Origin of the sequence: Pedobacter sp. UBA4863, from assembly GCF_002399615.1 — a bacterium.
GTDB lineage: Bacteria > Bacteroidota > Bacteroidia > Sphingobacteriales > Sphingobacteriaceae > Pedobacter.
On the sequence record NZ_DHDZ01000055.1, the window covers coordinates 1 to 16909 of the forward strand.

Genomic DNA, 16909 nt, shown 5'->3' on the forward strand with positions numbered 1-16909 from the left:
CTTTTGAGACAGCCCCATTTTTTTTATAGCATTTATTGCTGTTCCATTTTTTTTCTTAGTACCGAATTTTTTCGTCCGTAGAAGTAATATATGGCTATACCTAGTGCCATCCAAATAGCTAAACGTTCCCAGCTTACTAAAGGCAAGGTAGCCATTAAACCAACACAGGTAAGGATACCTAAAATTGGCACTACTGGCACAAAAGGCGTTCTAAACGGACGCTCTCTATCTGGATCTGTTTTACGTAATACCATTACACCAATACATACCAATGAGAAAGCGAATAAGGTACCAATAGATACCATGTGGCCTAAATCAGATACTGGAACAAAGCCAGCAAAAATACTTACAAAGAACATAAAGAAAACGTTGGTTTTCCAAGGAGTTCTAAATTTAGGGTGGATATTACTGAAGAATTTAGGTAATAAACCGTCTTTAGACATGGTGTAAAATACCCTCGATTGTCCCATTAGCATTACCAACATTACCGAGGTGTAACCTGCTAAAATTGCAATGATTAAGCCATCTTGCAAGAAAGAGTAGCCCGTAACCGCGAAAGCAGTTGCAGCAGGTTTTGCATCGCCAGCAAATTCTTTATAATTAACTAAGCCAGTCATTACGTGTGCGAATAAAACGTATAGTAGCGTACAGATAATTAATGAGCCCAAAATACCAATTGGCATGCCTTTTTTAGGGTTTTTAGCTTCTTGCGCTGCGGTAGATACGGCATCAAAACCAATGAAGGCAAAGAATACTACGGCTGCACCGGCAGCAATACCGCCCCATCCAAAGTGTCTGAAATTGTCGGTTGCGGCAGGGATATATGGTTCGTGGTTAGCAGGGTTAATGTGCGACCAACCTAAGGCGATAAAGATTAATACTACGGCAACTTTAACAATTACCAAAATGTTGTTCATCGTCGCCGATTCTTTGGTTCCCCTAATTAATATTAAAGAAAGTAGAAAAACAATGAATATTGCGGGTAGGTTTACCAAGCCTTGTCCTTGTTCTATCACTGTTCCATCGCCCAATTTTAAGGTTTCGAAAGGAGAAACTACCAATTGGTGAGGGATTTCGATATTGTATTTGTGTAAGAACTCTAAAAGATACCTAGACCAAGAAACGGCTACTGTTGCGGCGCCAAGGGCATATTCTAGTACTAAGTCCCAGCCAATAATCCAAGCCATAAACTCGCCCATGGTAGCGTATGAGTAGGTGTAAGCACTACCAGCTACCGGAATCATTGAGGCAAACTCGGCATAACATAAACCGGCAAACGCACAAGCTACGGCAGCAAGTACAAAAGATAAAGTTACAGCAGGCCCGGCATTTTCTGCAGCAGCAATGCCCGTTAGGGAGAATAAACCAGCGCCAATAATTGCTCCAATACCTAATGCCACCAAGCTGGTGCTGCTTAAGGTGCGTTTGAGGGTGCCTTCGCCACTTTCTGCCGATTCGGCAACAAGTACATCAATAGGCTTTTTTAAATTCATAAATTAAGTAATTAGTTGATTTTAGTTTGTCGATTTTGTAATAACGGACCAAACCTAAAAAAAAATATCTGAAAATTAAAAAGGGATTTTTTTGAAAAATCCCTTTTTATGCTAACATTTTAATGTTGGTGGATGGTATCTGTTTGATTTGTTAAGGTGTCTATCACTTCGTTGCCTAAAGAGTCTACGGTTTTTTGTATGCTGATTTCTTTTTTAACTTCCATGTGATGACCGTTATGAGCATCTGTTGCGCTGATGGCAATATAAGGCGCTATTACTAGGGAAACGATAGACATTAGTTTAATTAGGATGTTCATTGAAGGGCCAGAAGTATCTTTAAATGGATCGCCTACGGTATCTCCAGTTACAGAGGCTTTATGTGGCTCTGATTTTTTGTAGTGCATTTCCCCATTAATTTCTACTCCTTTTTCGAATGATTTCTTGGCGTTATCCCAAGCACCGCCAGCGTTTGACTGGAAAATACCCATTAAAACTCCAGAAACGGTAACGCCTGCTAATAAACCACCCAATACTTCTGGCCCAAGCCAGAAACCTACAATTACAGGTGTAATTAAGGCAATGGCACCAGGCATCAACATTTCTCTAATAGAAGCTTGTGTAGATATGGCTACACATTTTTCGTACTCGGGTTTGGCTTTGTACTCCATAATTCCCGGTATTTCTCTAAACTGACGGCGAACTTCTTGTACCATGTCCATGGCGGCTTTACCCACTGCCTGTATACATAAAGCAGAAAATATAAAAGGAATCATACCGCCAACAAATAAGCCTGCTAACACGTCTGCCTTGTAAATATCAATAGCTGAAATACCTGCAATACCCACAAAAGCTGCAAACAAAGCCAATGAAGTTAAAGCTGCCGATGCAATGGCAAAGCCTTTTCCAGTTGCTGCAGTAGTATTACCTACGGCATCTAAATTATCAGTACGCTCACGCACTTCGGGAGGTAATTGGCTCATTTCGGCAATACCGCCTGCATTATCTGCAATTGGGCCAAAAGCATCAATGGCCAATTGCATCGCTGTAGTGGCCATCATACCTGCTGCGGCAATAGCCACACCATATAATCCGGCAAAGTAATAAGAAGCCATAATACCACCTGCCAATACTAAAATAGGAATAACGGTAGATTTCATCCCTACAGAAAGGCCTGCAATAATGTTGGTGGCATGACCGGTTGAAGATTGTTGGATAATTGAATTTACGGGGCCTTTGCCCATAGCAGTATAATATTCTGTAACGATACTCATAATAGTACCCACTACTAAACCTACTATAATGGCATAAAATACATTAGTGTTCGAAAATTCGTAACCACGTAGGTTTAAGGTTTCTGGCAACATCCATTTTACCAAAAAGAAAGAAACTACACCTGTAATTATAATAGACGACCAGTTGCCTAAGTTTAACGCGTTTTGAACGTTAGATTTTTCGTCCTTAATGGTTACAAACCACGTTCCTATAATAGAGAAGATAATGCCTAAACCACAAATTACCATTGGTAACAGGATGGGAGACATGCCTCCGAAATTGTCGGTAACTGAGATTTCTTGCCCCAAAACCATGGTGGCCAAAATGGTTGCTACGTAAGAGCCAAATAAATCGGCTCCCATACCAGCTACATCACCTACGTTATCGCCTACGTTATCGGCAATAGTTGCTGGGTTGCGCACATCATCTTCCGGAATACCTGCTTCTACTTTGCCCACTAAATCTGCTCCAACATCGGCTGCTTTGGTGTAAATACCGCCACCTACACGGGCAAATAATGCAATAGATTCGGCACCTAAAGAGAAACCGGTTAGCACCTCAATAGCAGTTTTCATTTCGCTGCTGTTAGCGCTAATTACATTGAAATATTTTAAAAATACAATGAATAAACCACCTAATCCTAAAACCGCTAAGCCGGCAACACCTAGGCCCATTACGGTGCCCCCGGTAAAACTTACTTTAAGTGCTTGTTTTAAACTGGTTCTAGCCGCTTGTGTGGTGCGAACGTTAGCTTTTGTAGCTACTTTCATTCCTATATATCCTGCGGTTGCCGAAAATACAGCGCCAATAATGAAAGCAATAGAAATAATCCAGCTAGAGTGAATTGGTTTGCCATTGATTTCGGTAATGGTACCCGAATAAGCTAATAAAGCAGCAGCGAAAACGGCAAAAATGCTTAAAACCTTCCATTCGGCTTTTAAAAAGGCCATAGCACCATCGGCAATATGGCCGGCAAGTTCTTGCATATTGGCATCGCCAGCATCTTGCTTGTTTACCCAGGCGCTTTTAACCGCCATAACCAAAATGCCTACCAAGCCAAGTAAAGGGATTGAATAGATTAAATTGTTTTGTAAAAACTCCATAGTTCAAATTTATATTTAGTGGTTTAGTTGATAATCAAAATACAAGGTAGTAAAAAAGATATTTGATTGTCAATATATTTTTAGGGGTGTTGAAAAATAGCCATCGATATATAGATGGCTGTTATCCTATTTTCTTATATGATTTTAATCAAAACAATATTTACACATCTATGGCCACAAAACTCATTTATTCATCTCTTTTTTTATCTTAGTGCCCCTAAACCAAATCTAAACTAAACAAATGGAAAAAAAACAGCTAGAAGGAGTTCCGAAACGGAAACTAGGCCTTTTTGATGGAACAATGCTCGTAATGGGCTCGATGATTGGTAGTGGTATATTTATAGTAAGTGCCGATATCATGAGAAATCTCGGCTCTGGCTATTTGTTAATCGTTGTTTGGCTAATTACAGGCGTAATGACCGTTGCCGCGGCTATTTCATACGGCGAACTTTCTTCTATGTTCCCCAAAGCTGGTGGGCAGTACACTTACCTCAAAGAAATTTTTGGCAAGATGATGGGTTTTCTTTATGGTTGGGGGTTATTTGCTGTAATTCAAACGGGTACCATTGCTGCAGTTGCAGTTGCCTTTGGTAAATTTACGGCTTATTTAATACCGGCGTTAAACGATGCGGCTCCTATATTTCAAAGTGGGGGATATAAAATTACCTGGATACAGATTTTGGCTATTGGTGTTATTTTGCTTTTAACTTATGTGAATACGAAAGGTGTGGAGGGCGGTAAGTGGTTGCAGAACATCTTTACTGGAGCTAAGATTGTAGCTTTAATTGGCTTAATTACGTTGGGCTTCCTTTTGGTGAAAAATAATTTCTGGACAGAGAACATGAGCTTTGGATGGAATGCTTTTGCTAATCTTAAAACAGATGCAAGCGGAAACTTCCTAAAATCTGGATGGGAATCTATTTCGGGAATGACGATAGCGGGCGGAATTGCTGCTGCTATGGTAGGTTCTGTGTTTTCTAGCGTGGCTTGGGAAAACGTAACCTTTGTTTCTGGAGAAATTGAAAACCCTAAAAGGAATGTGGTACGTGCTATGGTATTGGGCACCAGTATGGTAATGGTGCTGTACTTGTTGGTAAATGTTGTTTATTTAGTTGCACTGAATAGAGATGCGATTGCTTTTGCGCCAAACGATAGGATTGCCGTTGTAGTTTCGGAGCAGATATTTGGTAGTGGTATAGGTACCATTATTATAGCTGTGCTGGTAATGATTTCTACTTTTGGTTGTGTTAACGGTATAGTGCTGGCGGGCTCAAGAGTTTTTCAGACTATGGCAAAAGATGGTATGTTTTTTAAAGCCGCTACCGAAAACAATAAAAATGGTGTGCCAGCAAAATCGTTATGGATGCAAGGAATTTGGGCTGCCGCACTATGTTTAAGTGGGCAATACGGCAATCTTTTAGATATGATTTCTTTCGTAATAGTATTGTTTTATATGATTAGCGTGTTTGGCGTAATTTATTTAAGGATAAAAAAGCCAAATTTAGAAAGGCCATATAAAACTTGGTTATATCCAATTACACCAATTGTTTATTTATTAATAGGTACGGCTTTTTGTGCTTTGTTGTTGTTTTATAAGCAACAATATACTTGGCCGGGGCTTATTATTGTATTGCTTGGCGTTCCTATTTATTTCTTGATTAATAAAAAGGAACAGAAGAGTTAGTTGGTTGGATATTTTTTTGAAAAGCAATTACAGCGGGGCATCGGTTATGGTAGCCCCGTTTTTTGTTTGGTTTTGTGTTTTATTGAAGGTTGCAGCTTTGGAGCAGTAGAAGTGGGCAAAGTTATTTGTATAGGCTTTTATGCTATAAACCCGATAGGAGTGGGCACGTAACGAAGGTGCTAGCCGAGTGAAGTAAAACGCATAGCGGGACTACCTACAATAGTAGTATAAGTGTTGCTTTTCAAAATCGTATCGCTAAAGTGGTAATTGGTAAATCAATTTGTGTATTTTTGCAGCCAATGGGAACAGCGTTAGATTGGGGCTTAAAAGGTTATAACAATTACGGAACTTATTTGCGTGAGCATTATGATGGTAAGCGGGTGTTTAAGGTAATTGTTGATGGCGGCTTTACCTGCCCTAATAGAGATGGAAGCAAGGGCTATGGCGGCTGTACTTATTGTAACGTAGATTCGTTTACGCCAGAGCTTTCCAGAAAACTGCCCACTATTAAAGAACAGTTGGTAGAAGGTATGCAAAGAGCTCGTAACTCTTATCGAGCCGAAAAATTTATTGTTTATTTTCAGCCCAATACCAATACTTATGCGCCAACACATTATTTAAAGATGATGTACGACGATGCGTTGTCTGTGAATAATGAAGATGTGGTTGGTTTTGCGGTAGGTACCCGCCCAGATTGTATAGATGCCGAAAAGGTGGCTTTATTAGAAAGCTATACCGACAGGTATGATGTTGATCTGGAAATGGGAATGGAGTCTATTTATGACGAAACGTTAGATCAAATTAATAGGGGTTGTAGCCATGGCGAATTTGTAGCTGCGGTAAAGCTGCTCGAAAATACTAAGCTTAATCTTTGTGTGCATACTATTTTTGGTTTTCCGTGGGAAACCCGAGAAATGATGCGGGGATACATTTATGAGATTAATCGTTTTCCGCAAATTAAGTTTGTGAAATTTCATCACTTGCACATTGTAGAAGGCTCTATAATGGGCGTAAAATATAAAAGGGAGCCTTTTAAATTGTTCAGTTTAGAGGAATATACCGATTTGCTGTGCGAATTGATCCCTTTGTTGCGCCCCGATATTGTTATTCAGCGGCTTTTTGGGATTTCAGATTGGGATTTGTTGATTGCCCCAAATTGGGGAATGAAAAAATCTGCTATCCAAAGTTATATCGACAAAGAAATTGAGCGTCGTGGAGTTGTTCAGGGCGCTGCTTATCAAAAAGACTAACTTTTTACGCTTATTTTAAAAAGCAGGTTGCTTCGGTGGCCTGCTTTTTTGTTTTTTATAAACCATGGTTTAAAACTGGGAGTGTTTGAGATTTTATCTTTTATTACAAAGAAATGAAGAGCTCAATGAAGTTTGTTTTTTATGGTTTGCTTGTTAAATCTTCCTTCTAGGTTAAAAACTAGTCGCTTTGTTTATGTTTTGCTGAAAAAATATAATTACTTCATGTTTTAGGTGTTTTAAATTTGAAAATAAGACGTGTAGAGCGTTTTTTTATTGTGATTGTTTTTATTTTAAGTTAGATAGCTTCAAAAACTAGTTTAATAGTGTGTTTATTTGTTATTTTTTATTAAAATAATTTTATTTAATTATTTCTAATGTATTATATTTTGTATTTTAAAATTACTGAATGATTTTTTAAGTTAATTTATTGTTTTGTTTTATTATGTTATTTGTTTTTTATTAAAAAAATTGATTTTTCTTAGTTTTTATTTTGTGTTTTTGTTATAAAATAGAAAAATAAGTAGAATTTTATTGTGTTTTTTATTAAATATTTATATTTATTGTTAATTTAGTGTTAAAATAAAACAATAAAGCTTAAAGTATGAGTAAAATTCTATTTAAACAGTGGGCTCCCTTTGCAATTTTGCTGGTTGCAGCCATATCCGCATTATTTATTCCTTTGTTACCTAATTTTGACGATGGTACTTATAGCGCTCCAGATGTTGCCTTTGTTTTGGTTTGTGCAGCTTTGGTGTTTTTAATGACACCCGGTTTGGCATTTTTCTACGGTGGTATGGTGCATCGTAAGAACGTATTGTCAACCATGATTAAAAGTGTTGTTGCTGCGGGCGTAATTTCTGTACTTTGGGTAATTGTAGGTTTCAGTTTAGCTTTCGGCGATAGTATTGGGGGCTTTATTGGTAGTCCAAAAACGTTCTTCTTTTTTCAGGGCGTTAATTCTGGCCCAGCTTGGGGTACTATTCCACTTTCTTTATTTGCGGTATTTCAATTAATGTTTGCCATTATTACTCCCGGGCTGGTAGTAGGTGCTGTTGCAGAGCGCATTCGTTTTACTGCTTACATCTTGTTTATTGTGCTGTTCGCTATCTTCGTTTATTCGCCATTGGCACATTGGACATGGCATGCAAATGGTGTGTTGTTTAAAATGGGTGTGCTAGATTTTGCAGGTGGTACGGTGGTACACATTTCTGCGGGTATGGCTGCGCTGGCTGGTGCCTTAGTGTTAAAACGTAGAAGATCGCATTTAGAGCACAAAGAAGTTCCGCCGGCAAATATTCCTTATGTATTAATTGGTACGGGTTTGCTTTGGTTCGGTTGGTTTGGCTTTAACGCCGGCTCTGCTTTAGGAGCAAATGCTTTAGCTGTTTCAGCGTTCGTAACCACTAATATTGCCGCAGGTTCTGCAGGTTTATCTTGGATGTTTTTTGATGCTGCCCGGGGTAAAAAGCCATCGGTGCTTGGTTTCTGTATTGGTGCGGTAGTGGGTTTGGTTGCAATTACGCCCGGTGCAGGTTTTGTAAGCATTCCTTCTAGTATTTTTATAGGTGTTTTTGCGGCCATTGTTTCTAACCTAGTGGTATCTTGGAAACAAAAAACAAGTTTAGACGATACTTTAGATGTGTTTCCTTGCCATGGTGTAGGTGGTATGGTAGGTATGCTTTTAACTGGCGTATTTGCAACCAAAACTGTAAACGCTGCTGGTGCTGATGGTTTATTGTACGGCAATCCAGAGTTTTTCTTAACTCAATTAAAAGGAATGTTATTGGTAATTGTTTTCAGCTTTGCGGTTTCTTTCGTTATTTTCAAAGTAGTTAACCTGGTATTGCCAATTCGTGTAACTGCCGATGAGGAAGAAGAAGGTTTAGATGCTACGCAACACAACGAAAAATACTCTCAAGGTACTTTAATTGTGGCCGGAAATGAAATCCTTAATAACTAATCCACAAATTCTACACTGCTTAGGCTAAGTTAAAATCATGATAGAAAATTGTTGTTGATTAATTCTTTTTTCTCCATCTATTAAGTAAATAGGTGAGGGCCTTAAGGAGCTAGTTGCGGTTAGATAGCGGCACTAGAGGTTAGAATAATTTTAAAGAATACAACCCTGGTTTGGGTTGGGTGAGCTGGCTTTGATTAAATTTTTCACTATGCTATATAGCTATCTTTTAGCGAATAGAAATAGTACTTATTAAATCTAAAAAATAAACAAGTTGAAAAAAAAATAGCGACACTCTCTCTTTTATGATTAAGCATTGTTACCATTGCTGTTGCACAAGAACAAGCCGTTCTGCTTGAAATTTCAGGCTCGGTAGATACCTATTATAAATACGACTTAAATAAACCGGCAAATATTAAGACATTTTTTGCTAATGATCAAAATTCAGTCTCTTTGGGTATGATTGATTTGGTATTGAAGAAAACTACGGGTAAGGCTTCGTTTGTAGGCGAGCTTTCTTTCGGTTCTCGTGGACAGGAACAGTCGTTGCTTACCGCTGGCGATGGCAATTCTTTTCATATTCAAAATTTATATATCAATTATGCCTTTAGCGATAAATTTACCATGGCAGCCGGTTTTATGGGTACGTTTATAGGTTACGAAGTAATTTCGCCTGCTGCTAATTTCAATTATAACTTTTTAGCAAATAAAGCAATATTGCCTATTTCATCTTCTAAAGAGAAGGTGATTTCTAAGACGTGGAAGTGGCTAGGCAAAGCAATGAGGGTGTTTAAGTAGGGAGTTAATCTTAAAAACACGTTTCTAATGAACCATCTTATCGGCACAGGTAGAGCTGGCAAAAGCCTCTGGTTTGGCTTTAAAGATAAACCCCATGCTTAGTATATAGCCCATTGCTTCGTTTAATGCCTTGTTCGATTTGAATGATGAATTGGTGTTGATGTCTGCATGTACCTCTAAGTCAACATTATAAATATCTAGCAAATCGCAAATAGAATAAGCTGTTTCGATAGATTTTTGAACCTCTAACAACATTCGCTCTTTAATGCCCATTTGTTGCGTAGATTTTTCTTGTGTAATGTACATAAAACCACCATGATGCTCTCGTAATAACACAATTACGGTAGCAAAATCTGTGTGTTGGCTTTTTACCTGAGAGTCGGTGCCAATGCAAACCTTAAGTTTGTAACCGTTTTCAGTTTCGCGGACAATTGCTTTTTCTACTTCTTCTAAAATTGACGAATGGATAACTTCGCCACTAAATTTCTTCCAGGTCATAAGTTATATCTTGTAAAGCAAACCTTAAATCAGGTTTCCTAAAATTACGGCTTTATTGTTAAGCTTTTTTTAAAGCAACATTGTTTATTTGTTAACATTGTGTTGTTTGTCAACAGGTTATGCTTGTTTTGGGCTTGTGGTTAACGAATGGCAGATTTGTAGGTAAATCGTTTAATAGACTATTTGGTTAATTACTTATTGTAAAATGCCAACTGAAAACTGTTAAGTTTGCAGCATGGAATTGCAAAAACTACTCTCCAATCTCAATATCAAACAGCTTAACCCTTTACAAGAAGAGGTAACCGATAAGGCTAAAGCCAGTAGTGATTTGGTAGTGTTGGCGCCTACGGGGTCTGGTAAAACATTGGCTTTTCTTATTCCGGTACTTCGTAATTTAAGTAAGGCAAAGAAAGGAGTGCAGTGTTTAATTTTAGTGCCATCGAGAGAGCTGGGCTTGCAAATTGAACAGGTTTTTAAACAAATGCTTACAGGTTATAAAGTAACCTGCTGCTATGGCGGGCATTCGGTTAAAATAGAACGAAATAATTTAACAGAAGCACCAGCGGTATTAATAGGTACTCCTGGACGAATTGCTTTTCACTTACGGGCGCAAAATTTTGATGAGCGCACCATTACCACGCTCATACTCGATGAGTTTGATAAATCATTGGAGTTTGGCTTTACAACAGATATGTCATTCATCATTAAAAGTTTGTATTCCTTAAAACAACGTATTTTAACTTCTGCCACGGCAATGCCCCAACTGCCCGAATTTACGGGCATTAAAGAACATCAGACGGTTAATTTTTTAAATCGACAAGAAATTGCACCAGACTTAAAGCTAAAACGAATAGATACCCTGGCAGCAGATAAATTAGAAACATTATTTAAGCTTATTTGTAAAATAGGCGACCATTCGATGCTGATTTTCTGTAACCATAGAGAAACGGTAGATCGAATTAGTGATTTATTGATAGACCAAGATTTGGTACACGATGTTTTTCACGGTGGAATGGAGCAGGAAGAAAGAGAGCGGGCTTTACTTAAATTTAGGAACAACAGCGTTAAAATACTAATTACTACAGATTTAGCGGCAAGGGGTTTAGATATACCAGAGGTAGAATTTATTATCCATTATCAATTGCCTTACACTAAAGATGCCTTTGTACACCGCAATGGGCGCACGGCAAGAATGACGGCCAAAGGCACCGCTTATCTAATTTTTGCAGAAGGAGAAGCTTTTCCTTACCTAGATGATGATGTTGAAGTAGAAAAGTTAAACGACAGCTATAAAGTACCGGCAGATAGCGAATGGCAGACTATTTACATAGCTGCAGGTAAGAAAGATAAAGTTAATAAAATAGATGTGGTAGGGTTTTTACTAAAAGTAGGGGGGCTTGCTAAAGAAGATTTAGGCTTAATAGAAGTTAAAGATTTAAGTGCTTATGCGGCAGTAAAACGTAAATTAGCGCCACAATTAATTAAAAAATTATCGGGGCAGAAAATAAAAGGGCGTAAAATTAAGGTAGAAATAGCGATGTAGGGGGAAATGATCAATGATTAAATGCCAATAATCAAATTCCAATTATCAAATTCCAATGATCAATAATCAAATTCCAATAATCAAGTTCCAATTATCAAATTCTAAATTATTAAGGATAGATAATGAATTAATTAATCAGTTTAACGAATGAACCAATAAAATATGAGCAACAACGAAATAATAAAGAAGTTAAGGGTAGCTTTATCTTTAAATACTGAACAAATTATAGAAATCTGCAAGTTGGTAAACTTTACGGTAACCAAAAGTGAGTTAGGCGATATCTTTAGAAAAGAAGACCATCCCAACTTTAAAAAATGTGGCGATCAAATTCTAAGAAACTTTTTAAATGGTTTGGTAATTTATAAACGCGGGCCTAGAGAAGAAAAATAATTAGTTAATGTTATGCCTAATAACTTTTTGGTTTATTAGCTTTTCAATTTTTTCTAGCAATACGTCCACTTTAAATGGCTTAGGCATAAAATCGTCTGGAGGTGTTTCTAGTAGGTTAATTTCATTAGCCTTGTAAAGCCCCGACATCATTAAAATAGGAATGTGTTTGGTTTTTACATTAGTTTTCATTTCGCTGCAAATGGTGCGGCCATCAATTTTTCCCAATACAATATCCAAAATAATTAAATCCGGATTAAAGCGATTTACTGTTTCGTGTATATGCTGTGCATTATTAACAGGTTCTACTTCGTAACCGCCAATTTCAAGTACTAACTCAATGGTTTCTAAAACCTCTTCATCGTCATCTACAACTATAATTTTTTTCATAAGCGCAAATATAATATTGTTAATACCATTTACATAACAATGATTTAGCAATAGGGTTTCAGTTAATTTTTTTAATAAATCATATACAAACTGTTTAAAAAGGTAGTCCTTGTTTTAGCGGCCGTGTTTGGCAATCACGCTAAAAGCGGATAGACGACTTGCGGTTTATTATAAGGGCGAAAAATGGGAGGTTTTAATAATTAAAAAATTATTATGTAGATTTAGTCTAAATAAGTACTTTTGTGGCATCATCAAAAACTCAATCTTTATAGAAATGAAAAAAGTACTATTTGCTGCCGCTTTTGTTTTTTCTTTAAACCTGGCAAATGCACAACAAAAAAACACCTTATTGCAAACCGATTTTTGGAAACAAAAACCAGATATAGAAGCCGTTAAAGCAGAAATAGCAAAAGGAAACGATCCTTCGCAGTTAGATATGCGCCAAATGGACCCTACCTCTTTAGCCATTAATGCCGAAGCGCCTTTAGCAACCATTAAATATATGGTAGCGCAAAAAGGAAATGCCGTTACCAAAGGAACGCACCACAGCCGCACTTATTTGCATTGGGCTGTAGCAAAAGGAAATTTAGATTTAATTAACTACCTTATTACAAATGGGGCTGATATTAATAAAGGTGATAGTTATGGTACGCCGCCGGTTGCTTATGCAGCAGCTACAGGCCAGCAAAATACTGCCGTTTACGAAGTGTTTTTTAAGCTAGGGATAGATCCGAAGAAAAAATATAACAATGGGGCTAATTTGTTGCTAAGTAGTATTGCTGCCGATAAAGATTTGAAGCTAGCGGCGTATTTTGCCAGCAAAGGAATGTCGTTAAACGACGTTGATGCAGATGGCGCAACCGCATTTGATTATGCAGCAAGAACAGGCAATACCGACTTTCTTAAAACATTGGCCGCTAAAGGTGTAAAAGCCACTGCAAATGCCTTAATTAACGCATCATTAGGTGGTCGTAACACTGCTAGTTCTTTGGCTGTTTACCAGTATTTGGTTGATGACTTAAAGTTGGATGCTAAATTTACGAACAAAGAGGGCAACAATGTGCTGCACGCTATTGTTCGTAAGCCTAACCAAGAAGAGATTATTAATTATTTCTTAGCCAAAGGTGTAACTATTAACCAAGCCAACGAAGAAGGAAATACCCCTTTCTTAAATGCGGCAGCTGGCAAAAATACGGTACTGGTTGAACTTTTGTTGCCTCTGGTAAGTAATATCAACGCTGTTAATGCAAAAGGAGAATCTGCTTTAACCTTAGCGGTAAGCAATGGTTCGCCAGAAATGGTTACTTTGTTATTGGCTAAAGGCGCTGATGTTAAAGTGTTAGATACTGATGGAAATAACCTTTTGTATTACTTAGTGCAACATTACAGGAGCAGTGCAATGGGTGCTGCCACTCCGGCAAAAGACGAGTTTGCAGAGAAATTAGCTATTTTAACTGCAAAGGGATTAAGTGTAAACACCTTGCAAAAAGACGGTAGCTCGTTATTTCATGTGGCAATAGCAAAGTCTGATTTAAGATTATTGCAAAAAATAGCCGCTTTAAAGGTAGATGTAAATGCTAAAAACAAAGAAGGTTTAACCGTATTGCACAGAGCGGCCTTACTAGCTAAAAACGACGAGATTTTGAAATACCTTGTGACTATTGGCGCAAATAAAAGTATTAAAACAGATTTCGATGAAACGGCTTTTGATTTAGCTGCTGAAAACAAGTTTTTAACTACCAATAAAATCGCTGTAGATTTTTTAAAGTAATTTGATGAAAGTATTAATTAAAATTGCTGCATTAGCTTTATTGCTAACAACAAATGTTGCTTTTGCACAAACCGCTAAATATAAATGTATGGTTCAAATGTCTAGTTACGATGGACTAGAGGCATACATCGTTGTATCGTTAATTAACCCTAAAGGTGCTTACCAAAAAACCTTGTACATGATGGGCGACGACAAAAAATGGTACAATAGTTTTAAAGAGTGGTTTAAATTTAATAAAACTAAAAAGGTGGATGCTAAAACTGGCGCATCAGTTGGTGGTGGCGATAGGGCGATGATTAACCTGGATATTGAAGACGCTTGGCTTAATAAAGGTTATAAAATACGTTTCGAGAGTTCGGTAGAAGCAAAAAAATATTTTAAAGATGATGTTGAAATACCTTTAACAGCAGAGGGCTTAACTGGTAAAACCGAAGGTACAGGTTACATCAATTACATTAGATTTAGCAAAGTACAATAACTGCATGACTTTATCTGTTTGGCGATATGCTCATTTGGCATTAGCCATTATTTCATCTCTTTTTCTTGTAATGGCATCGGTTACCGGTGCCATACTTGCAATAGACGCAGTGCAAGAGAAAGTGCCCAATTATCGTGTTGCCAATTTAGCGCAGGTTACACTGGCACAAACCATTCCGGTACTTAAAAGCAACTATAGCGAAATTACCGAGTTAAGTGTAGATCATAATGGTTTTGTTACTTTAAAAGGTTACGATAACGATGGCAAAGATATTGATGCTTATATAGACCCAACAACGGGTAAGGTTTTAGGTAAGCCTATAGCGAAGAGCGATTTTTACCAATGGAATTTGGCCATGCACCGCTCCATGTTTATGAAAGAAACCGGGCGTTTAATTGTGGGGGTTGTTTCTTTTCTTTTAGTACTTATTGCATTGTCTGGTGTGGCTTTGGTAATACAACGCCAACGAGGTATGCAACGCTTTTTTACCAAGGTGATCAAAGAGTACTTTTCGCAATACTACCATGTTATTACAGGCAGAATTATACTTATCCCGGTGCTCATTATTGCCCTTACCGGTGTTTACCTATCGATGGCAAAATTTAAACTATTTCCAGCGTTTAAAGCAAAACACCAGGCTATTATTGCCCAAGCAACGCCCGAACAAAAAAAATATGCCGATTTTGAGCTGTTTAGACAAATTGTTTTAACAGATGTTAAAGAAATTGAATTTCCATTTGCCGAAGACCCGGAAGAGTTTTTTAATTTAAAGCTTAAGGATAGGGAACTGCTGGTAAACCAGTTTACGGGACAAGTACTTAGCGAGGTAAAGTACCCTAGTACCTTGGTGTTAGAAAACCTTAGTTTAGATTTACATACGGGCCGTGGCAATACCGTATGGGCCATTATTTTAGCCGTTGCCTGCTTAAATATTCTGTTTTTTGTTTATTCGGGCTTTAGCATTACACTTAAACGAAGGGGCACCAAAATTAAAAACAAGCATCAGGCAAAAGATGCCGAGTATGTGCTGTTGGTAGGTACAGAAAATGGCAGTACGCTAGCTTTTGCCAATGCCATTCATGAGCAGTTAAATGCGCAAGGTAAGACATCCTATTTAGGACAGTTAAGTGATTATAACGAGTTTCCCCATGCCAAACATTTGCTGGTTTTTACTTCTACCTACGGTTTGGGCGATCCGCCTTCTAACGGCATTAAGTTTTTACAACTGTTGGCTAAAATCCCCCAAAAGCATCAAATTAACTATGCAGTGATTGGTTTTGGGTCGCATGCCTATCCAGATTTTTGCGAGTTTGCCAAACAGGTAGATGGTGAATTGGCTGCGCAGCCTTGGGCAAGCAAGTTTATGGATATACATACTGTAAATGATAAATCGGCGGTTGAATTTGTACAATGGGTAAAAGCTTGGGCTACAAAAGCCGAAATTGAACTGGCTGTAACACCTGCGTTGTATGCTAAAAAGCCTAAGGATTTGCAGCAAATGATGGTATTGGATAGAACAGAGGTGAGCGAAGAAGAACGTACCTTTTTACTCACCATACATGTTCCTGCACGAACAAAATTTACATCGGGAGATTTATTGGCCATATACCCAGCCAATGACAATCGCGAACGTTTGTATTCTGTAGCCAAATGTAACGGAAATATACAATTGGTGGTTAAGCTTCATCAACAGGGTTTAGGCACTACGTATTTAAACCAGCTAAAAGTTGGCGACGTTTTTAAAGCTCGAATGGTAACCAACGCATCGTTTCATTTTCCAAAAAACAAAACTGTTGCTTTAATTGGCAATGGAACAGGTATTGCGCCATTTTTAGGCATGATTTTGCAAAATGTGAAACGTGCAGATTGCCGCTTGTATATGGGCTTTAGAAAAGAAACTCCCCTTGTACAGCAACACCAAAGGTTGCTCGAGGCACAAGTGCAAAAACAGCAATTAAAGTCGTATCAAATTGCGTTTTCGCGAGCGCAAAATCATTGCTATGTAATGGATTTAATTAAAAATGATGCGGCAGATTTGGCCCAATTGTTAAAAAACGGTGGTATAATCATGATTTGTGGATCTTTATTTATGCAGCAAGATGTAGAGAAAGTATTGCACCAGATCTGTACTGAAATTAACGGACATCCACTTTCGTTTTATCAAAAAAATGGACAAATCTTAACCGATTGCTATTAAACCCGTAGTGCATTATTGCTTTAATTAGTTATCCTCCCCCTACCCCCTCCAAAGGGGGACACATGGCGTAACTATGCGATTTACATAT

12 protein-coding genes and 1 pseudogene are annotated in these 16909 nt (G+C 37.8%); 9 read left to right on the plus strand and 4 right to left on the minus strand.

The window, feature by feature from the left end; all coding sequences use genetic code 11:
- Positions 1–32 precede the first annotated feature (32 nt).
- Both B3I52_RS14080 and B3I52_RS14085 read right to left on the minus strand, forming a co-directional pair.
- Positions 33–1493 carry an amino acid permease gene (locus B3I52_RS14080; protein ID WP_293302356.1) on the minus strand — a complete coding sequence of 487 codons (1461 nt, stop codon included), beginning with the start codon at positions 1491–1493 and terminating at the stop codon, positions 33–35.
- Positions 1494–1612: 119 nt separating this feature from the next.
- On the minus strand, positions 1613–3868 hold the full coding sequence (locus B3I52_RS14085) for a sodium-translocating pyrophosphatase (protein WP_293302359.1): 2256 nt from the start codon (positions 3866–3868) through the stop codon (positions 1613–1615).
- Positions 3869–4109: 241 nt separating this feature from the next.
- On the opposite strand from B3I52_RS14085, the gene B3I52_RS14090 reads away from it, so the two are divergent.
- The 4 genes and pseudogenes from B3I52_RS14090 to B3I52_RS14105 all read left to right on the plus strand — a co-directional run.
- Positions 4110–5552: an APC family permease gene (locus B3I52_RS14090; RefSeq protein WP_293302361.1), complete on the plus strand. Its 1443-nt coding sequence runs from the start codon at positions 4110–4112 to the stop codon at positions 5550–5552.
- A gap of 299 nt (positions 5553–5851) precedes the next feature.
- On the plus strand, positions 5852–6802 hold the full coding sequence (locus B3I52_RS14095; RefSeq protein WP_293302363.1) for a TIGR01212 family radical SAM protein: 951 nt from the start codon (positions 5852–5854) through the stop codon (positions 6800–6802).
- A 601-nt stretch (positions 6803–7403) separates the two neighbouring features.
- Positions 7404–8762, plus strand: coding sequence for an ammonium transporter (locus B3I52_RS14100; protein ID WP_293302366.1), 1359 nt, complete (start codon positions 7404–7406; stop codon positions 8760–8762).
- 312 nt (positions 8763–9074) lie between these two features.
- Positions 9075–9455 (plus strand): annotated as a pseudogene (locus tag B3I52_RS14105) (outer membrane beta-barrel protein); the annotation flags it as partial.
- 126 nt (positions 9456–9581) lie between these two features.
- Here the strand turns inward: B3I52_RS14105 and B3I52_RS14110 are convergent.
- Positions 9582–10055 (minus strand): ribonuclease H-like YkuK family protein, encoded by a 474-nt coding sequence (locus tag B3I52_RS14110; protein ID WP_293302368.1) that lies wholly within the window; start codon positions 10053–10055, stop codon positions 9582–9584.
- A 235-nt stretch (positions 10056–10290) separates the two neighbouring features.
- On the opposite strand from B3I52_RS14110, the gene B3I52_RS14115 reads away from it, so the two are divergent.
- Together B3I52_RS14115 and B3I52_RS14120 are read left to right on the plus strand one after the other, a co-directional pair.
- The gene (locus B3I52_RS14115; protein ID WP_293302371.1) at positions 10291–11598 is read left to right on the plus strand and encodes a DEAD/DEAH box helicase; all 1308 of its coding nucleotides are present in this window, start codon (positions 10291–10293) and stop codon (positions 11596–11598) included.
- 162 nt (positions 11599–11760) lie between these two features.
- Positions 11761–11988, plus strand: coding sequence for a DUF1456 family protein (locus B3I52_RS14120; protein ID WP_293302374.1), 228 nt, complete (start codon positions 11761–11763; stop codon positions 11986–11988).
- Here B3I52_RS14120 and B3I52_RS14125 read toward each other — a convergent pair whose 3' ends face one another.
- Positions 11989–12375, minus strand: a complete 387-nt coding sequence (locus B3I52_RS14125; protein ID WP_293302376.1) for a response regulator transcription factor — start codon at positions 12373–12375, stop codon at positions 11989–11991.
- A gap of 274 nt (positions 12376–12649) precedes the next feature.
- On the opposite strand from B3I52_RS14125, the gene B3I52_RS14130 reads away from it, so the two are divergent.
- Genes B3I52_RS14130 through B3I52_RS14140 form a run of 3 tightly spaced genes read left to right on the plus strand, consistent with a single transcriptional unit; the run spans position 12650 to position 16821 of the window.
- Positions 12650–14146: an ankyrin repeat domain-containing protein gene (locus tag B3I52_RS14130; RefSeq protein WP_293302379.1), complete on the plus strand. Its 1497-nt coding sequence runs from the start codon at positions 12650–12652 to the stop codon at positions 14144–14146.
- Between the two features lie 4 nt (positions 14147–14150).
- On the plus strand, positions 14151–14624 hold the full coding sequence (locus tag B3I52_RS14135; RefSeq protein ID WP_293302382.1) for a DUF2271 domain-containing protein: 474 nt from the start codon (positions 14151–14153) through the stop codon (positions 14622–14624).
- Positions 14625–14628: 4 nt separating this feature from the next.
- Positions 14629–16821 (plus strand): PepSY domain-containing protein, encoded by a 2193-nt coding sequence (locus B3I52_RS14140; RefSeq protein ID WP_293302384.1) that lies wholly within the window; start codon positions 14629–14631, stop codon positions 16819–16821.
- Positions 16822–16909: the final 88 nt, after the last annotated feature.

Coding starts and splice junctions, on each gene's coding strand:
- B3I52_RS14120 (WP_293302374.1), top strand. CDS start 11,761: ATGAGCAACAACGAAATAATAAAGAAGTTAAGGGTAGCTTTATCTTTA.
- B3I52_RS14100 (WP_293302366.1), top strand. CDS start 7,404: ATGAGTAAAATTCTATTTAAACAGTGGGCTCCCTTTGCAATTTTGCTG.
- B3I52_RS14130 (WP_293302379.1), top strand. CDS start 12,650: ATGAAAAAAGTACTATTTGCTGCCGCTTTTGTTTTTTCTTTAAACCTG.
- B3I52_RS14125 (WP_293302376.1), bottom strand. CDS start 12,375: ATGAAAAAAATTATAGTTGTAGATGACGATGAAGAGGTTTTAGAAACC.
- B3I52_RS14085 (WP_293302359.1), bottom strand. CDS start 3,868: ATGGAGTTTTTACAAAACAATTTAATCTATTCAATCCCTTTACTTGGC.
- B3I52_RS14080 (WP_293302356.1), bottom strand. CDS start 1,493: ATGAATTTAAAAAAGCCTATTGATGTACTTGTTGCCGAATCGGCAGAA.
- B3I52_RS14110 (WP_293302368.1), bottom strand. CDS start 10,055: ATGACCTGGAAGAAATTTAGTGGCGAAGTTATCCATTCGTCAATTTTA.
- B3I52_RS14115 (WP_293302371.1), top strand. CDS start 10,291: ATGGAATTGCAAAAACTACTCTCCAATCTCAATATCAAACAGCTTAAC.
- B3I52_RS14135 (WP_293302382.1), top strand. CDS start 14,151: ATGAAAGTATTAATTAAAATTGCTGCATTAGCTTTATTGCTAACAACA.
- B3I52_RS14140 (WP_293302384.1), top strand. CDS start 14,629: ATGACTTTATCTGTTTGGCGATATGCTCATTTGGCATTAGCCATTATT.
- B3I52_RS14090 (WP_293302361.1), top strand. CDS start 4,110: ATGGAAAAAAAACAGCTAGAAGGAGTTCCGAAACGGAAACTAGGCCTT.
- B3I52_RS14095 (WP_293302363.1), top strand. CDS start 5,852: ATGGGAACAGCGTTAGATTGGGGCTTAAAAGGTTATAACAATTACGGA.